This is a genomic window from Streptomyces sp. NPDC093568 (assembly GCF_044764945.1).
Taxonomy (GTDB): domain Bacteria; phylum Actinomycetota; class Actinomycetes; order Streptomycetales; family Streptomycetaceae; genus Streptomyces.
The window spans coordinates 296295-313255 of record NZ_JBIWJD010000005.1; the positions used below are offsets into that span (position 1 = coordinate 296295).

Below are 16961 nucleotides of genomic sequence, written 5' to 3' on the forward strand. Positions count from 1 at the left end.
GCGGCCGGTACTACGGGGAGTGCCGGGCGGGAGCGCGGAGGGGGCCGGACGGGAATGCGGAGGGAGCCGGACGGGAGTGCGGAGGGGGCCGGACGGGAGTGCGGAGGGGGCCGGGCCCGTTGTCGGTCCCGCGTGCGAGGATCGGCGACGTACCTCACACGTGTACACGAAGGGGAATGCGCGATGGCCACCAAGCCGCCCAAGGGCGACCCGGTTCAGGACGCGCCGCAGGTCGCCGCGCCGAAGCACGCGGCGGCGGGGCTGCCGGCGATCGGCCACAGCCTGCGGATCGCGCAGCAGCAGATGGGCGTGAAGCGCACGATGCTGACCCTGCTGAGCGTCAACCAGAAGAACGGCTTCGACTGCCCGGGCTGCGCCTGGCCCGAGGCGGACCACCGGCACACGGCGGAGTTCTGTGAGAACGGCGCGAAGGCGGTGGCCGAGGAGGCGACCCTGCGCCGGGTCACCCCGGAGTTCTTCGCCGCGCACTCCGTGGCCGATCTCGCGACCAGGAGCGGCTACTGGCTGGGGCAGCAGGGGCGCCTCACCCACCCCATGTACCTCCCCGAGGGCGGCACGCACTACGAGCCGGTCAGCTGGGAGCGCGCCTTCGACATCGTCGCCGAGGAGATCACCGCCCTCGCCTCCCCCGGCGAGGCCGTCTTCTACACCTCCGGCCGCACCAGCAACGAGGCGGCGTTCCTCTACCAGCTCTTCGCGCGCGAGCTGGGCACCAACAACCTGCCCGACTGCTCGAACATGTGCCACGAGTCGTCCGGCTCGGCCCTGACCGAGACGATCGGCATCGGCAAGGGCAGCGTCCTGCTGGAGGACCTGTACAAGGCCGACCTGATCATCGTCGCCGGCCAGAACCCGGGGACGAACCACCCGCGCATGCTCACCGCCCTGGAGAAGGCCAAGGCGAGCGGCGCGAAGATCATCACGGTGAACCCGCTGCCCGAGGCGGGCATGGAGCGCTTCAAGAACCCGCAGACCCCCAAGGGCCTCACCACGGGTGCCGCGCTCACCGACCTGTTCCTGCAGATCCGCATCGGCGGCGACCAGGCCCTCTTCCGGCTCCTCAACAAGCTGATCCTGGAGACGGAGGGAGCGGTCGACGAGGAGTTCGTGCGCGAGCACACGCACGGCTACGGGGAGTTCGCCGAGGCCGCCCGCGCGGCCGACTGGGACGAGACCCTGAGGGCGACCGGGCTCTCGCGCGCGGACATCGACAAGGCGATGGAGATGGTCCTCGCCTCGCGGCGCACGATCGTCTGCTGGGCCATGGGCCTCACCCAGCACAAGCACTCCGTGCCGACCATCCGCGAGGTCGTCAACTTCCTTCTGCTGCGCGGGAACATCGGCCGCCCGGGCGCGGGCGTGTGCCCGGTGCGCGGCCACTCGAACGTGCAGGGCGACCGCACCATGGGCATCTTCGAGCGGCCCGCCCCCGCCTTCCTGGACGCCCTGGAGCGGGAGTTCGGCTTCGCGCCGCCCCGCGAGCACGGCTTCGACGTCGTCCAGGCCATCCGCGCGCTGCGCGACGGCGAGGCGAAGGTCTTCTTCGCGATGGGCGGCAACTTCGTGTCCGCGACGCCGGACACCGACGTCACCGAGGCGGCCGTGCGGCGCGCCCGGCTGACCGTGCACGTGTCGACGAAGCTGAACCGCAGTCATGCCGTCACGGGCGCCCGCGCGCTGATCATGCCGACGCTCGGCCGCACCGAGCGCGACCTCCAGGTCGGCCCGAACGGGAAAAGCACAGCGCAGTTCGTGACCGTCGAGGACTCCATGGGCATGGTGCACGCCTCCCGGGGCCGGCTGGAGCCCGCGAGCGCGCACCTGCTGTCGGAGCCGGCCATCGTCTGCCGGCTGGCACGCCGCGTGCTGGGCGAGGACAGCCGGACGCCCTGGGAGGAGTTCGAGAAGGACTACGCGACGATCCGGGACCGCATCGCGCGGGTGATCCCCGGCTTCGAGGACTTCAACGCGCGCGTGGCCCACCCCGGCGGCTTCACCCTCCCGCACGCCCCGCGCGACGAGCGCCGCTTCCCGACGACGACCGGCAAGGCCAACTTCACCGCGGCCCCGGTCGAGTACCCGGAGCTGCCCGAGGGACGGCTGCTGCTACAGACCCTGCGCTCGCACGACCAGTACAACACCACGATCTACGGCCTCGACGACCGCTACCGGGGGATCAGGAACGGCCGCCGGGTCGTCATGGTCAACCCCGAGGACGCGGCGCGGCTGAACCTCGCCGACGGCTCCTACGTCGACCTGGTCGGCGAGTGGAAGGACGGCGTCGAGCGGCGGGCGCCCGGGTTCCGGGTCGTGCACTACCCGACGGCACGCGGCTGCGCGGCGGCCTACTACCCGGAGACCAACGTCCTGGTCCCGCTGGACGCCACCGCGGACACCAGCAACACCCCGGCCAGCAAGTCCGTCGTCGTCCGTCTGGAACAATCGGCGACCGACTGAGCGTTTGCTCAGTCGACCCGTACCGACTGAGCACCCCGAACGGAGCCGACCCATGGGCGAGCAGCAGCACGTGAAGTTCCCGCAAGAGGTCATCGACGAGTACGCCGCGCTCGGCGTCGACCTGCCCGCCCTGTTCTCCGCCGGGCACCTCGGGAACCGCATGGGTGTCCAGATTGTGGAAGCCTCCGCCGAGCGGGTCGTCGGGACCATGCCGGTCGAGGGGAACACCCAGCCTTACGGGCTGCTGCACGGAGGCGCCTCCGCGGTGCTGGCCGAGACGCTCGGTTCGGTGGGGTCGATGCTGCACGCCGGCAGCTCCAAGATCGCGGTCGGCGTCGACCTGAACTGCACCCATCACCGAGGGGTGCGTTCCGGCCTCGTCACCGGCGTGGCCACGCCGCTGCACCAGGGCCGCTCGACGGCGACGTACGAGATCGTGATCAGTGACGAGCAGGGCCGGCGGGTGTGCAGCGCGCGGCTGACCTGTCTGCTGCGGGACGTGCGGCCGGGCGACGGGGAGCACCTCCGGACGGCGAACTGACGCCGACCTCCGGACGACGCCTCCGTGACCACCAACCCCCTTGCGTCCGCCCGCCGTTGAAACCCGGGCGCCCGGCGGCATAACGTCGACCCATGACGACGGGAGGACCCCGCCGGAAGGGGGCCGCGCTGGGACTCGCGCTGCTGGCCGCCGTATTGGCGGCCGGCTGCGGCGACGCGGACGCGCGGGGCGGTGCGCCCGCCACGGGGGCGAGCAGCAACTCGCCCTCCCCTTCGGCGACTCCGCCCGCGCGGCTGTGCGCCGGCATCATCGGGTACTGGTCGCGCCGGTCAATGACCGGCGACACCTACGGCGACTATCAGTCGATGGGCCTGTCCGACGGCCAGTACGAGATCCTGCGCAAGGTCGTGGACGCCGCACGGGCCGAGCGCGAGCGCTCCGACGCGCGGACGGCCGAGCGACTTATCGACCGCAGGGCACGCGAGTTGTGCGAAGAGCGGTACCGGAAGGGCGAGCCGACCGGAGGTCCATGGGGCTGAGGGAGCAATTCCCCGATCCGCTTTCGTTGCTCCCTACACGAAAGTGCCGGATTTACCGGGGACCTTTCACATTCGTAACTCAGCGTAATACGGGTGCAATACGAGCCAACACTTCGACTGTCGTGACCACCTTTCGCACAAGGCGACAGAGGCCCCCTGGTAGCCTCCAGCAACGACCCCGGTAATCACCAAAACGTGTGAACGCTCGTGAAGAAGCTACGCGCGAACGCTGCGAGTTCTCACAATGTGGACAGGGCGAATCAACCGGAAATTCACTCTTCCCCCCAGCCAGTACCGCTGTGCGTTACCTCGTGTCATAACAAGAGCGTCACAGCCTTGGTCAGGCCCTCCTCCATGTTCCCCGCACGCGCTTAGAGTCACCGCCAGTCACCGAGCTACCGGATTCGAAGTCACTTCGACCCAGCGCTCGACTCGGCGCGCTCCACAGGGAGCCGCCGTGCCAGGGAAAGGACCTGATTCGTGCGTCAACGTTCGATCATCGCCATAACCGCCGCGCTCGCGGCGGGTTCGCTGACACTCACGGCTTGTGGGTCGCGTGACGACGACGGCGGCAGCAGCAACGGCGACAAGACCACTGTGGTGATCGGTGTCGACGCTCCGCTGACCGGCGACCTGTCGGCCCTCGGCCTCGGCATCAAGAACTCCGCCGACCTGGCCGCCAAGACGGCCAACAAGCAGGAGTTCGTCAAGGGCGTCGAGTTCAAGATCGAGCCCCTCGACGACCAGGCGCAGCCCTCCGTGGGCCAGCAGAACGCCCAGAAGTTCATCAGCAACAAGGACGTCCTCGGCGTCGTCGGCCCGCTGAACTCCAGCGTCTCGCAGCAGATGCAGAAGCCGTTCAACGACGCCGGCCTGACCCAGGTCTCCCCCGCCAACACCGGTACGGAGCTGACCCAGGGCGACGGCTGGAAGACCGGCAACTCGGTCCGCCAGTTCAAGACCTTCTTCCGTACGGCCACCACGGACGAGATCCAGGGCGCCTTCGCAGCCGACTACCTGTACAACCAGGCGAAGCTGAAGAAGGTCTACCTGATCGACGACCAGAAGACCTACGGCGCCGGCCTCGCCGCCTCCTTCAAGGCGAACTTCACCAAGTTCGGCGGCCAGATCGTGGGCACGGACCACATCAACCCCGACGACCGTGACTTCAACGCCGTGGTCGCCAAGATCAAGAAGACCGGCGCCGAGGCCCTGTACTACGGCGGCGAGTACCCGGCCGCCGGCCCGCTGAGCCAGCAGCTCAAGGACAGCGGCCAGAACATCCCGCTCATGGGCGGCGACGGCATCTACTCCGGTGAGTTCCCGAAGCTGAACAAGAAGGCCGAGGGCGACCTCGCGACCTCCGTCGGCGAGCCCGTCGAGAAGCTCGACTCCGCCCAGACGTTCATCAAGAACTACAAGGCCGGCGGCTACGAGGACGACTACGAGGCCTACGGCGGCCTCACCTACGACGCCACCTGGGCCATCATCGAGGCCGTCAAGCTGGCGGTCGAGGGCAACGACGGCAAGCTCCCGGACGACGGCCGCAAGGCGGTCCTGGACGCCATGGCCAAGGTCAAGTTCGACGGCGTCACCGGCCCGATCTCCTTCGACGAGTTCGGTGACACCACGAACCACACGATGACCGCCTACAAGGTCAAGAGCAACGCCTGGGTGCCGGAGTTCAGCGGCGAACCCAAGCTGGGCTAGCAGAGGACGAGTAAAGAACCCTCCCCCATCACACATTGATCCAGGCCGCGCGGGAGCACCCATCAGCGCTCCCGCGCGGCGCCATATCCGAACCACTCCACGGAGGCCCTGCGGTGAACGAACTGCCGCAACAGCTGGCCAATGGACTCATCCTCGGCGCGATGTACGGACTCATCGCGATCGGCTACACGATGGTCTACGGCATCGTCCAGCTCATCAACTTCGCCCACGGCGAGATCTTCATGGTCGGGGGCTTCGGGGCCCTCACCGTCTGGTTGGTACTCCCCGAGGGCTTCGGCCTCGGGGCCGCAGTCCCGCTCATGATCATCGGTGGCGTCCTCGTCTCGGTCGCCGTCGGCACGGCGGCGGAACGGTTCGCCTACCGTCCGCTGCGCACCGCGCCACGACTGGCGCCCCTCATCACCGCCATCGGTCTGTCCATCGTCCTCCAGCAGGCCGTGTGGATGTGGTACCCGGACGCGAAGAAGGACCACCCCTTCCCGCAGTTCGACGGCGGTCCCATCGAGATCCTCGGCGCCAACATCCAGCGCGGTGACCTCTTCGTCCTCATAGCCGCCCCGCTGTGCATGCTCGCCCTCGGCTTCTTCGTCACGAAGACGCGCTCCGGCCGCGGCATGCAGGCCACGGCCCAGGACCCGGACACGGCCAAGCTGATGGGCATCAACACCGACCGCATCATCGTCATGGCGTTCGCCATCGGTGCCGCGTTCGCCGCCGTCGCCGCCGTCGCCTACGGGCTCAAGAACGGCCAGGTCGGCTTCCGCATGGGCTTCCTGATGGGCCTCAAGGCCTTCACGGCGGCCGTCCTCGGCGGCATCGGCAACATCTACGGCGCCATGCTCGGCGGCATCGTGCTCGGCGTCGCCGAGTCCCTCGCCACCGGCTACATCGGCGACATCCCCGGCATGGACCTCTTCGGCGGCGGCGCCTGGAAGGACGTGTGGGCGTTCGCTCTGCTCATCCTCGTACTGCTGTTCAGGCCACAAGGTCTGCTCGGCGAACGCGTCGCGGATCGGGCGTGATACCCATGACCACCGAGATCCCCATGGACAAGACCTCCGACACCACCAAGGTGTCCGCGGCCGAGGCCACCCCGATCATCCCGCTGCCGCAGGCCGTGGCCCGCGGGCTGGCGGTCGGCGGCTCCGCCCTCGCCCTCATAGGCACGTTCCTCGCCTGGACCTGGACCGAGGAGTTCCCGGGCAACCTGACCGTCACCGGCTACCCGGGCGGCCTTCAGGTCCTCACCCTCTTCGGCTCCCTGCTCACCCTGCTGTTCGCCCTCTCCGGCTACGGCATCCCCGGCCTGCGCTGGCTCACCCCCGGCGGCAAGAACAGCCCCGTCCTGCTCGCCGCCCTCGGCGTGTTCGGCACCACGGGCTACGCGATCGGCGCGATCACCCAGGAGCTCGGCGGCCTGGTCAACCTGGAGCCCGGCGCCTGGGTCTCCGGCATCGGCGCGCTCGTCGCCGTGATCGGCGCCCTCGGCCTCTCCGTCGACCAGCCCTACGACGCGTCGGACCCGACCCCGAACCTCTGGGGCCGTATCCGTCACTCGCTCACCGCTCCCGACCCCGCCCGTGCCAAGGAACTCTCCTCCTGGGTGGAGATCCTGATCATCGCCGCCGGCTTCGGCGTCGGTCTGTACGTCTTCGCGTACGGCATCAGCACCGAGTACTCCGAGCTGTTCATCGGCTTCCTGATCGTCGCGGCGTTCGGCTTCACCGCCGTCACCCGCGCCGGTCTGCTCAAGCGGCTGTCGGCGCTGACCGCCAAGCACCGCAACGTCACCCTCGGGGCGGCGTTCGCGGCGGCGATCTGCTTCCCGTTCACCCAGTCCAACGACCAGTTCGCCCTCATCGGCGCGAACATCCTGATCTTCGCCACGGTCGCCCTGGGTCTCAACGTCGTCGTCGGCCTCGCCGGTCTGCTCGACCTCGGTTACGTCGCCTTCCTCGGCGTCGGCGCCTACGCCGCCGCCCTGGTCTCCGGCTCCCCGTCGTCGACCATCGGTGTGCAGTTCCCGTTCTGGGCGGCCGTTCTCACCGGCGCCGCCGCCTCGCTGATCTTCGGCGTGGTGATCGGTGCTCCCACCCTGCGACTGCGCGGCGACTACCTCGCCATCGTGACGCTCGGCTTCGGTGAGATCTTCCGCATCACGATGAACAACCTGAACGGCAACAGCGGCCCGGACGTCACCAACGGCTCCAACGGCATCCCGCAGATCCCCGACCTGGAGATCTTCGGGTTCAACCTCGGAGTCCCGCACAACGTCCTCGGCCACGAGCTGACCCGCTCGGCCAACTACTACCTGCTGATGCTGCTGTTCACGGCGATCGTCGTGATGGTCTTCCGCCGCTCGGCGGAGTCCCGCATCGGCCGCGCGTGGGTGGCCATCCGCGAGGACGAGACGGCCGCGACCGCGATGGGCATCAACGGCTTCCGCCTCAAGCTCCTCGCCTTCGCGCTCGGCGCCTCCCTCGCCGGCCTCGCCGGCACCGTCCAGGCGCACGTGTCCTACAGCGTCACCCCCGAGCAGTACCAGTTCGCCGGCTCCGTGCCGCCGAACTCGGCCTTCCTGCTCGCCGCCGTCATCCTCGGCGGTATGGGCACCATCAGCGGCCCGCTGATCGGCGCCGCGCTGCTCTACCTGATCCCGGCCAAGCTCCAGTTCATGGCGGAGTACCAGCTGCTGCTCTTCGGCGTCGCGCTGATGCTGCTGATGCGCTTCCGTCCCGAGGGCCTGGTCGCCGACCGCAGGAAGCAGCTCGAATTCCACGAGACCGGACAGCTCGACGTACCGGAGGACAAGCCATTGCCCGAAGGCGCGACCGGCGTCGCGAAGGCAGGGGCGTGACCGCCATGACGACCACCACGACCGCACCCAGCACGACCACGGTGCTCGACGCGAGCGGTGTCACCATGCGCTTCGGCGGTCTGACCGCCGTACGCGACGTGGACCTCACCGTGAACACCGGCGAGATCGTCGGCCTCATCGGCCCCAACGGCGCCGGCAAGACGACCTTCTTCAACTGCCTCACCGGCCTGTACGTGCCGACCGAGGGCAAGGTCGCCTACAAGGGCACCGTCCTGCCGCCCAAGCCGCACCTGGTCACCCAGGCCGGCATCGCCCGTACGTTCCAGAACATCCGGCTCTTCGCCAACATGACCGTTCTGGAGAACGTCCTGGTCGGACGCCACACCCGGACCAAGGAGGGCCTCTGGTCGGCGCTCCTGCGCCTGCCCGGCTTCAAGAAGGCCGAGGACGCGTCCCGGGCCCGCGCCATGGAACTCCTGGAGTTCACCGGTCTGGCCGCCAAGGCCGACCACCTCGCCCGCAACCTGCCCTACGGCGAGCAGCGCAAGCTGGAGATCGCCCGGGCGCTGGCGAGCGAGCCCGGTCTGCTCCTCCTCGACGAGCCGACCGCCGGTATGAACCCGCAGGAGACCCGGGCGGCCGAGGAGCTCATCTTCGCCATCCGGGACCAGGGCATCGCCGTCCTCGTCATCGAGCACGACATCCGCTTCATCATGAACCTCTGCGACCGGGTCGCCGTGCTGGTCCAGGGCGAGAAGATCGTCGAGGGCCCCGCCGAGGTCGTCCAGGCCGACGAGCGCGTCATCGCCGCCTACCTGGGCACGCCCTTCGAGGGCGAGCCCGGCACCGCGGAGGCCGCCGAGGTCGAGGCGGCGGAGACGGACGCGCAGAGCACCACGGAAGGGGATGACAAGTGACCGCACTGCTCGAGGTCGAGGACCTCAGGGTCGCTTACGGCAAGATCGAGGCCGTCAAGGGCATCTCGTTCAAGGTGGACGCGGGCGAGGTGGTCACCCTCATCGGCACCAACGGCGCCGGCAAGACCACGACCCTGCGGACCCTGTCGGGTCTTCTCCAGCCGCTGTCCGGTCAGATCCGGTTCGAAGGCAAGTCGCTGAAGAAGGTCCCCGCCCACAAGGTCGTCGCGCTGGGGCTCGCCCACTCCCCCGAGGGGCGGCACATCTTCCCCCGCATGACGATCGAGGACAACCTCCGGCTCGGCGCGTTCCTGCGCTCCGACAAGGAGGGCATCGAGAAGGACATCCAGCGCGCCTACGACCTGTTCCCCATCCTCGGGGAGCGCCGGAAGCAGGCGGCGGGCACCCTCTCCGGCGGTGAGCAGCAGATGCTCGCCATGGGGCGGGCGTTGATGTCCCGGCCGAAGCTGCTCATGCTCGACGAGCCCTCCATGGGCCTCTCGCCGATCATGATGCAGAAGATCATGTCCACCATCAAGGAGCTCAAGTCCCAGGGCACCACCATTCTGCTCATCGAGCAGAACGCCCAGGCCGCGCTCTCCCTGGCCGACCACGGCCACGTGATGGAGGTCGGCAAGATCGTCCTCTCCGGCTCCGGGCAGGACCTCCTGCACGACGAGTCGGTGCGCAAGGCCTACCTCGGCGAGGACTGATCACCCATACGACGAGGCCCGTGCCCCCGGTCAGGGGGCACGGGCCTCGTTCGTGTTCCGGGGGCGTCAGCCCTTGGCGGCCTTCTTCTCGTCGGCGTCCTGGATGACCGCCTCGGCGACCTGCTGCATCGACATCCGCCGGTCCATGGAGGTCTTCTGGATCCAGCGGAACGCGGCCGGCTCGGTCAGTCCGTACTCGGTCTGCAGGATCGACTTCGCCCGGTCCACCAGCTTGCGCGTCTCCAGGCGGAGGGTGAGGTCGGCGACCTCCTTCTCCAGCTCCTTCAGCTCGGTGAAGCGCGACACCGCCATCTCGATCGCCGGCACGACGTCACTCTTGCTGAACGGCTTGACCAGGTAGGCCATGGCGCCGGCGTCCCGGGCGCGCTCGACGAGGTCGCGCTGCGAGAACGCGGTCAGCATCAGCACCGGGGCGATGGACTCCTCGGCGATCTTCTCGGCCGCCGAAATGCCGTCCAGCTTGGGCATCTTGACATCGAGGATGACGAGGTCGGGCTTGTGCTCGCGGGCCAGCTCCACGGCCTGCTCACCGTCACCGGCCTCGCCGACGACGGTGTACCCCTCCTCCTCGAGCATCTCTTTGAGATCGAGCCGGATCAGCGCCTCGTCCTCGGCGATGACGACACGGGTCGTCAGCGGAGGCACGTGCGACTTGTCGTCGTCGGGCGCGTCTACGGGCTGGGGCGACTCGGGGGCGCTCACGAAGGCTCCTCGTTCAGGGGCATGGGTGCTGCTGACAAGAGCCTACCTAGCTACGGTATGGTGGACGCGCGGAGGGTCGGGGGAAACCTTGGATTCTTCGAGCCCCGGTAGCCCAATTGGCAGCAGGCAACGGATTCAAAACCCGTACAGTGTCGGTTCGAGTCCGACCCGGGGCACTTTTCCTTGGATTTCAAGGTCGCTATTAGGGCCCCTCCGGCGGAGGGGCCCTCAAGCTTTTCGGGGATTTTCTACTTGGGACTGTCGTCCTCGCCGATGTGGTGGACGCGCACCATGTTCGTCGAGCCGGAAACCCCGGGCGGCGAGCCGGCCGTGATGACCACCGTGTCGCCCTTTTGGCAGCGCCCGTACTTCAGCAGCAGCTCATCCACCTGTTCGACCATCGCGTCCGTCGAGTCCACGTGCGGACCCAGGAAAGTCTCCACGCCCCAGGTCAGATTCAGCTGCGAACGCGTCGCCGGTTCCGGGGTGAAGGCCAGCAGCGGGATCGGCGAGCGGTAGCGGGACAGGCGGCGGGCGGTGTCGCCGGACTGGGTGAAGGCGACCAGGAACCTCGCGCCCAGGAAGTCGCCGATCTCGGCGGCCGCGCGGGCGACCGCGCCGCCCTGGGTGCGGGGCTTGTTGCGGTCGGTCAGGGGCGGCAGGCCCTTGGCGAGGATGTCCTCCTCGGCCGCTTCGACGATCTTCGCCATGGTGCGGACCGTCTCGATCGGGTACTTGCCCACGCTGGTCTCGCCGGACAACATCACCGCGTCGGTGCCGTCGATGACCGCGTTGGCCACGTCCGACGCCTCGGCCCTGGTCGGACGCGAGTTCTCGATCATCGAGTCGAGCATCTGCGTCGCCACGATCACCGGCTTGGCGTTGCGCTTGGCCAGCTTGATCGCGCGCTTCTGGACGATCGGGACCTGCTCCAGCGGCATCTCCACGCCCAGGTCGCCGCGGGCGACCATGATGCCGTCGAACGCGGCCACGATGTCGTCGATCGCGTCGACGGCCTGCGGCTTCTCCACCTTGGCGATCACCGGGAGGCGGCGGCCCTCCTCGTCCATGATCCGGTGCACGTCCTCGATGTCCCGGCCGCTGCGGACGAACGACAGCGCGATGACATCGAAGCCGGTGCGCAGCGCCCAGCGCAGGTCCGCCTCGTCCTTCTCGGAGAGGGCGGGTACGGAGACGGCGACGCCGGGGAGGTTCAGGCCCTTGTGGTCGGAGACCATGCCGCCCTCGACGACCGTGGTGTTGACGCGCGGGCCGTCGACGGAGGTGACCTCCAGGCAGACCTTGCCGTCGTCGACGAGGATGCGCTCACCGGGGGTGACGTCGGCGGCGAGACCGGAGTAGGTGGTGCCGCACTGGTGGCGGTCGCCCTCGGCGCCCTCCTCGACGGTGATGGTGAAGGTGTCCCCGCGTTCAAGCAGTACAGGTCCTTCGGTGAAGCGGCCGAGGCGGATCTTCGGGCCTTGAAGGTCGGCGAGGACGCCGACGCTGCGGCCGGTCTCGTCGGAGGCCTTCCGCACGCGCCGGTAGCGCTCCTCGTGGTCGGCGTGGCCGCCGTGGCTGAGGTTGAATCGGGCGACGTCCATTCCGGCGTCGACCAGTGCCTTTATCTGGTCGTACGAGTCGGTCGCGGGGCCCAGGGTGCAGACGATTTTCGCTCGGCGCATGTTTCGACTCTATGACTTACCGGCGGGTAGAGAATTGGTCCCGCATGACCACTCAACAACCGTTGCGTGAAGGGATATTGACAAGTGTTGAATTGTGCGGCGGGGCGCTCCGATGAGCGTTCGAGAATCACCCCGTACGGTGAATTCACAGCCGCGGCGGCGTCATCGTAAAGCGCGCGTTGACCTGGGCGTGGACGTGCTGCCGCTGGGGTTCGAGATCGAGCGGGGCGGCCGCGGCGTCCTCGGCGGCGCCGTAGGCCATGGAGCGCATACGGCCGCCGGACGACTGCGGATAGGGCGGCGCGGCGTTCTCGGCGCCGATGTCGGCGAGTTCCACCAGCGCGGCCAGCGACGCCCCCAGCGCCTGCGCGTACTCCCGCGCCCGCTGCACGGCCTCCCGCACCGCCTGCTGCCGGGCCTCCCGGTGGGCCGGCGAGTCGGGGCGCAGGGCCCACCAGGGGCCGTCGACGCGCGTGAGGTCCGAGTCGGCCAGTCGCGTGGTGAGTTCGCCCAGCGCGGTGAAGTCCGTGAGTACGGCGGTGATGTGGACGCGGCCGTGGTAGGCGTGGACGCGTTCGCCGCGGCCCTTGTCCTTGAGCTCCGGGCTGATGGAGAAGGCGCCGGTCTCCAGCCGCTCGACCGCGTCGCCGTAGGTCTTGATGAGGTCGAGGACGGCGGCGTTGCGGCGGCTGAGGTCGTCGAGGGCGGCGCGGCGGTCCTTGCCGCGGGAGGCGACCGTGACGCCGATGCGGGCGATCTCCGGGTCGACCTCCAGACGGGCCTCGCCGCGCACGGCGATGCGCGGGGCGTCGGGGGTGCCGTACGGGACGGCCGGCTGAAGTTCCTCTGAGGGAGCGGTCATACGTCCCACTCTGTCATCGCTTGCTTGGTTACGGACCCCCGTGGGTCATCAGATCGAAACCTGCGGGGTCTGTTCCGGCTCGCCATGCGCAGGTCAGAATCTACGCGCGTTACGCGCGTTGTCGACCACTCGCCCTGGAGAAGCACTCATGCCGTTGAACCGCCGGAAGTTCCTGAAGAAGTCCGCCGTGACCGGAGCGGGGGTGGCCCTCGCCGGTGCGGCGGCTCCGGCGGCGGAGGCCGCCGAGGCCGGCACGGCCACGCCGGCGGGGAAGAAGTGCGAGAAGCGGTACTCGCTGACCGTCATGGGCACGACCGACCTGCACGGCCACGTCTTCAACTGGGACTACTTCAAGGACGCCGAGTACACCGACGCCAAGGGCAACGCGCAGGGTCTGGCGCGGGTGTCGACGCTGGTGAACCGGATCCGCGAGGAGCGGGGCCGGCGCAACACGCTGCTGATCGACGCCGGCGACACGATCCAGGGCACCCCGCTGACGTACTACTACGCCAAGGTCGACCCGATCACCGCCGAGGGCGGTCCGGTGCACCCGATGGCGCAGGCGATGAACGCCATCGGCTTCGACGCGGTCGCGCTCGGCAACCACGAGTTCAACTACGGCATCGAGACGCTGCGCAAGTTCGAGGAGCAGTGCCGCTTCCCGCTGCTCGGCGCGAACGCGCTGGACGCGAAGACCCTCAAGCCCGCGTTCCCGCCCTACTTCATCAAGAACTTCCGGCTGCAGGGCGCCCCGCCGGTGAAGGTCGCCGTCCTCGGTCTGACCAACCCCGGCATCGCGATCTGGGACAAGGCCTATGTGCAGGGCAAGCTGACGTTCCCGGGCCTGGAGGAGCAGGCGGCGAAGTGGGTGCCGAAGCTGAAGGCGATGGGCGCGGACGTGGTGATCGTCTCGGCGCACTCGGGCTCCTCGGGCACGTCGTCGTACGGTGACCAGCTGCCGTACATCGAGAACTCGGCGGCGCTGGTGGCGCAGCAGGTGCCGGACATCGACGCGATTCTGGTCGGCCACGCGCACGTCGAGATCCCGGAGCTGAAGGTCGTCAACGCGAAGACCGGCAAGACCGTCGTGCTGTCGGAGCCGCTGTGCTTCGCCGAGCGGCTGTCGCTGTTCGACATCGAGCTGACCTTCGCCAAGGGCCGCTGGACGGTCGAGAAGGTCGCGGCCTCGGTGCTGAACTCCAACACGGTCGCCGACGACCCGAAGATCACCAAGCTGCTGAAGGACGAGCACGACAAGGTCGTCGCGTACGTCAACCAGGTCGTGGGCACCGCGACCGACGCGCTGACCACGGTCGAGGCCCGCTACAAGGACGCCCCGATCATCGACCTGATCACCAAGGTCCAGGAGGACGTCGTCAAGGCGGCGCTGGCGGGCACCGAGTACGCCTCGCTGCCGGTCATCGCCCAGGCGTCGCCCTTCTCGCGCACCTCGGAGATCCCGGCCGGCGAGGTGACGATCCGGGATCTGTCGAGCCTGTACGTGTACGACAACACGCTGGTCGCGAAGCTGATGACGGGCGCGCAGCTCAAGGCGTACCTGGAGTACTCGGCGGCGTACTTCGTGCAGACCGCCGCCGACGCGGCCGTCGACGTGGAGAAGCTGACGAACGCCAACAACCGCCCCGACTACAACTACGACTACGTCTCCGGGCTGTCGTACGACATCGACATCGCGCAGGCGGCCGGTTCGCGGATCAAGAACGTGACCTACAACGGTGCCGCTCTCGACGACGCGCAGAAGTTCGTGTTCGCGGTGAACAACTACCGGGCCAACGGCGGCGGCGCGTTCCCGCACGTGGCGGCGGCCCAGGAGCTGTGGGCGGAGTCGACGGAGATCCGCACCCGGATCGCGGAGTGGGTCACCGCCAAGGGCGTGCTGGACCCGAAGGACTTCGCGTCCGTGGACTGGAAGCTGACGCGCAACGGCACGCCGGTCTTCTAGGACCGGACGGGGAAGGCCGGCGGTCCGTCCGGCCGCCGGCCTTCCCCCGCGCTCAGAACAGGCTCGTCACGCTGTCCTGGATGGCGGCCACGTCGCCCGCGACGGCGGCCGTGGCGGCCACGCCGGGGGCGAGGAAGCCGAGCCAGCGCAGCAGGACTCCCCGGCGGGGCTCGTCCTGGGCGAGCTCGGCCTCGACGCGTTCGGCGGCCTCGACGAGCTCCTCCCCGTCCTCGTACTCGTCCTGGTGGGCGCGTACCCGGTCGAGCAGCAGCCGTGCCGCGGCGCGCAGTTCGGCCACGGCGGCCTCGCGGTCGGCCGCGGCCGCGGCGCCGGTGGTCGCCGTCGAGCGGTTGACCGCGACCGCGCTGCCGTCGATGCGGATGTCGCCGCCGGCCTGGATCCCGCTGTTGTCGCCGGTCCCCGTCATGTCGTCACCTTCCTCGGCTCGCCTGCGGGGCGGCGGACGGCGCGGACGGTGCCTGCTGTCCGGCACCTCCCGTCGCCTGGCCGCGCCGGAAGACACCGGCGACGCTGCCGCCGATGCCGACGGCGGAGCCGCTGAGATTCACGTCGCCGCCCGCGTACAGGCCGGTGTTGAAGATCGTGGTCTGGCGCTGGATGAGTTCGCCTGTGTCGATGTCGTGGTCCTCCAGGAACTCCACCAGGGCGTCCAGCACCCGGTGTTCGACCGTCTTGGCGTACAACTCCCGGTCGAGCTGCTGGAAGTAGCGGTAGTAGAGCTGGTCGCTGGCGGAGTCCCTGATGCTGAAGGACGCTCCGTAGTCGAAGGTGCGGTGGCGGATCTCCTGGGCCTGGCGGCGCTGCTTGCCGTTCTGGAAGAACGGCGAGAACAGGCCCGCGATGACGGAGAAGGGCGATCCGACCAGCAGGACCGGCGCGCGCAGGCCGGCCTGGGCCACCAGGGCCCACCACTGCCGGAAGGTCGGGGAGTCGAGCAGTTGGTCGGCGATGCGGTAGCGCTCGCGCACCGGGGCGAGCAGGGAACTGCTGCCCTCGATGAAGAGCATCTTGCGGTCCGACAGCAGCGCGCACCGCACGAAGAAGGTGATGGCCAGCTCGCCGCTCCAGCCGGTGACGCGGATCGCCAGGTAGGGGCGGGCGCGGCCCTTGCCGTCCTCGCGCAGCTCGTTCAGGAGCTCCGGTGAGACGCGCGCGCTGGGCGGTCCCGCGGGGTCCGGCAGCAGTTCGGAGCGGGTGCGGTCGTCCACCTCGTACAGCAGGTCCTTGCCGTTGACCAGCAGCAGGTTCTCGACGTGGACGCCGGGCAGCTTCAGGTCGCCGACGCGGGCGGCGAGGTGGTCGTTGAGCTCGTGCACGGTGAACGGCACGACCTGCTTGCCCTCGGCGGGACGCGCGGTGTCGAGGGTGAACGACCAGGTGCTCGTCGTCGCCCCGTACCCGACGAAGGGGGCGTAGAGCGAGGAGACGACGACGTTGCCGCGGTCGCGCTTCTCGATCTCCGCGATGCGCCGCCGGTTCTCGGACCCGGCCGGCTCGGGGGCCCGTTCCGGGGCGAAGTTCTGCCGGCTGAGCTGTTTGGCGACCACGCCGTAGTGCACGGACAGCGACTCGACGGCGACGATGATCCAGGCGACGATCCAGCCGAGGACGACGGCCGTGCCGAAGGTGACCGGCAGCATGATCACCACGATCAGGAGCAGCACGGCGAGCAGGACGTCCCGGACGACCTGACGACGGCGGGCCGCCAGGGCGTGCCGCAGGACGCAGCCGAGGTCGACGCCCGGCGACGAGGCGACCGCGCGGCGCGGCTCCTCCACGATCTGCTCGACGGCTCGGCGGGCGAACTTGGTGTCCGTGTGGACGGCGGTGCACAGGTACCGGGTGATGTCCGGGGCGAACCGCGTCTCGGGGGCCACCAGGGGGGCGTGGGTGGGTGCGGGCGGTGCGGCGGGACCGGGGGGCGGAGTCGGAGTGGTCATGACTTCGTGCCTCCTCTCGGAAGGTGTCCTTCGTGAGCGCCTTGCGGACGGCCTCGGGCATCACCGGGA

At 69.1% G+C, this 16961-nt stretch carries 14 protein-coding genes and 1 tRNA gene; 10 read left to right on the forward strand and 5 right to left on the reverse strand.

The genetic code is table 11. The features are described 5' to 3' along the window. Nucleotides 1-183 precede the first annotated feature (183 nt). The 8 genes from ACIRD7_RS22030 to ACIRD7_RS22065 all read left to right on the forward strand — a co-directional run bounded on the left by ACIRD7_RS22030 (nucleotide 184) and on the right by ACIRD7_RS22065 (nucleotide 9698). A complete protein-coding gene (locus ACIRD7_RS22030) occupies nucleotides 184-2478 on the forward strand; it encodes an FdhF/YdeP family oxidoreductase (protein WP_403455725.1) in 2295 nt (764 codons plus the stop codon). A gap of 52 nt (nucleotides 2479-2530) precedes the next feature. Next, entirely contained in the window at nucleotides 2531-3019 is a 489-nt protein-coding gene (locus ACIRD7_RS22035; RefSeq protein WP_403455727.1) for a PaaI family thioesterase, read from the forward strand. A 92-nt stretch (nucleotides 3020-3111) separates the two neighbouring features. Beyond that, nucleotides 3112-3519, forward strand: a complete 408-nt coding sequence (locus tag ACIRD7_RS22040; RefSeq protein ID WP_403455729.1) for a hypothetical protein — start codon at nucleotides 3112-3114, stop codon at nucleotides 3517-3519. A 480-nt stretch (nucleotides 3520-3999) separates the two neighbouring features. Continuing rightward, on the forward strand, nucleotides 4000-5229 hold the full coding sequence (locus ACIRD7_RS22045) for a branched-chain amino acid ABC transporter substrate-binding protein (RefSeq protein WP_403455731.1): 1230 nt from the start codon (nucleotides 4000-4002) through the stop codon (nucleotides 5227-5229). A 113-nt stretch (nucleotides 5230-5342) separates the two neighbouring features. Then, a complete protein-coding gene (locus ACIRD7_RS22050) occupies nucleotides 5343-6272 on the forward strand; it encodes a branched-chain amino acid ABC transporter permease (RefSeq protein ID WP_403455734.1) in 930 nt (309 codons plus the stop codon). Nucleotides 6273-6295: 23 nt separating this feature from the next. Further along, the gene (locus ACIRD7_RS22055) at nucleotides 6296-8107 is read left to right on the forward strand and encodes a branched-chain amino acid ABC transporter permease (RefSeq protein WP_403456391.1); all 1812 of its coding nucleotides are present in this window, start codon (nucleotides 6296-6298) and stop codon (nucleotides 8105-8107) included. 5 nt (nucleotides 8108-8112) lie between these two features. Continuing rightward, on the forward strand, nucleotides 8113-8985 hold the full coding sequence (locus ACIRD7_RS22060) for an ABC transporter ATP-binding protein (RefSeq protein ID WP_403455737.1): 873 nt from the start codon (nucleotides 8113-8115) through the stop codon (nucleotides 8983-8985). Beyond that, the gene (locus tag ACIRD7_RS22065) at nucleotides 8982-9698 is read left to right on the forward strand and encodes an ABC transporter ATP-binding protein (RefSeq protein ID WP_403455740.1); all 717 of its coding nucleotides are present in this window, start codon (nucleotides 8982-8984) and stop codon (nucleotides 9696-9698) included. The genes ACIRD7_RS22060 and ACIRD7_RS22065 overlap by 4 nt, the downstream gene beginning before the upstream one ends. A gap of 66 nt (nucleotides 9699-9764) precedes the next feature. Here the strand turns inward: ACIRD7_RS22065 and ACIRD7_RS22070 are convergent, their stop codons facing one another. After that, nucleotides 9765-10421, reverse strand: coding sequence for an ANTAR domain-containing response regulator (locus ACIRD7_RS22070; protein ID WP_403455743.1), 657 nt, complete (start codon nucleotides 10419-10421; stop codon nucleotides 9765-9767). 101 nt (nucleotides 10422-10522) lie between these two features. Between ACIRD7_RS22070 and ACIRD7_RS22075 the strand changes: the two genes are divergently transcribed. Next, nucleotides 10523-10597, forward strand: a tRNA-Leu gene (locus ACIRD7_RS22075). 72 nt (nucleotides 10598-10669) lie between these two features. Here ACIRD7_RS22075 and pyk read toward each other — a convergent pair. Together pyk and ACIRD7_RS22085 are read right to left on the reverse strand one after the other, a co-directional pair. Then, nucleotides 10670-12106 (reverse strand): pyruvate kinase, encoded by a 1437-nt coding sequence (gene pyk / locus ACIRD7_RS22080; protein WP_403455746.1) that lies wholly within the window; start codon nucleotides 12104-12106, stop codon nucleotides 10670-10672. 145 nt (nucleotides 12107-12251) lie between these two features. Further along, nucleotides 12252-12968, reverse strand: a complete 717-nt coding sequence (locus ACIRD7_RS22085) for an SIMPL domain-containing protein (RefSeq protein WP_403455749.1) — start codon at nucleotides 12966-12968, stop codon at nucleotides 12252-12254. Between the two features lie 148 nt (nucleotides 12969-13116). Here ACIRD7_RS22085 and ACIRD7_RS22090 point away from each other — a divergent pair, with 148 nt between their 5' ends. Further along, nucleotides 13117-14931: a bifunctional metallophosphatase/5'-nucleotidase gene (locus ACIRD7_RS22090; protein ID WP_403455750.1), complete on the forward strand. Its 1815-nt coding sequence runs from the start codon at nucleotides 13117-13119 to the stop codon at nucleotides 14929-14931. Between the two features lie 52 nt (nucleotides 14932-14983). Here ACIRD7_RS22090 and ACIRD7_RS22095 read toward each other — a convergent pair whose 3' ends face one another. Beyond that, nucleotides 14984-15358, reverse strand: coding sequence for a hypothetical protein (locus tag ACIRD7_RS22095; protein ID WP_403455752.1), 375 nt, complete (start codon nucleotides 15356-15358; stop codon nucleotides 14984-14986). Nucleotides 15359-15362: 4 nt separating this feature from the next. Further along, complete coding sequence (locus ACIRD7_RS22100; RefSeq protein WP_403455754.1) at nucleotides 15363-16892, reverse strand: hypothetical protein; 1530 nt, start codon at nucleotides 16890-16892, stop codon at nucleotides 15363-15365. Nucleotides 16893-16961: the final 69 nt, after the last annotated feature.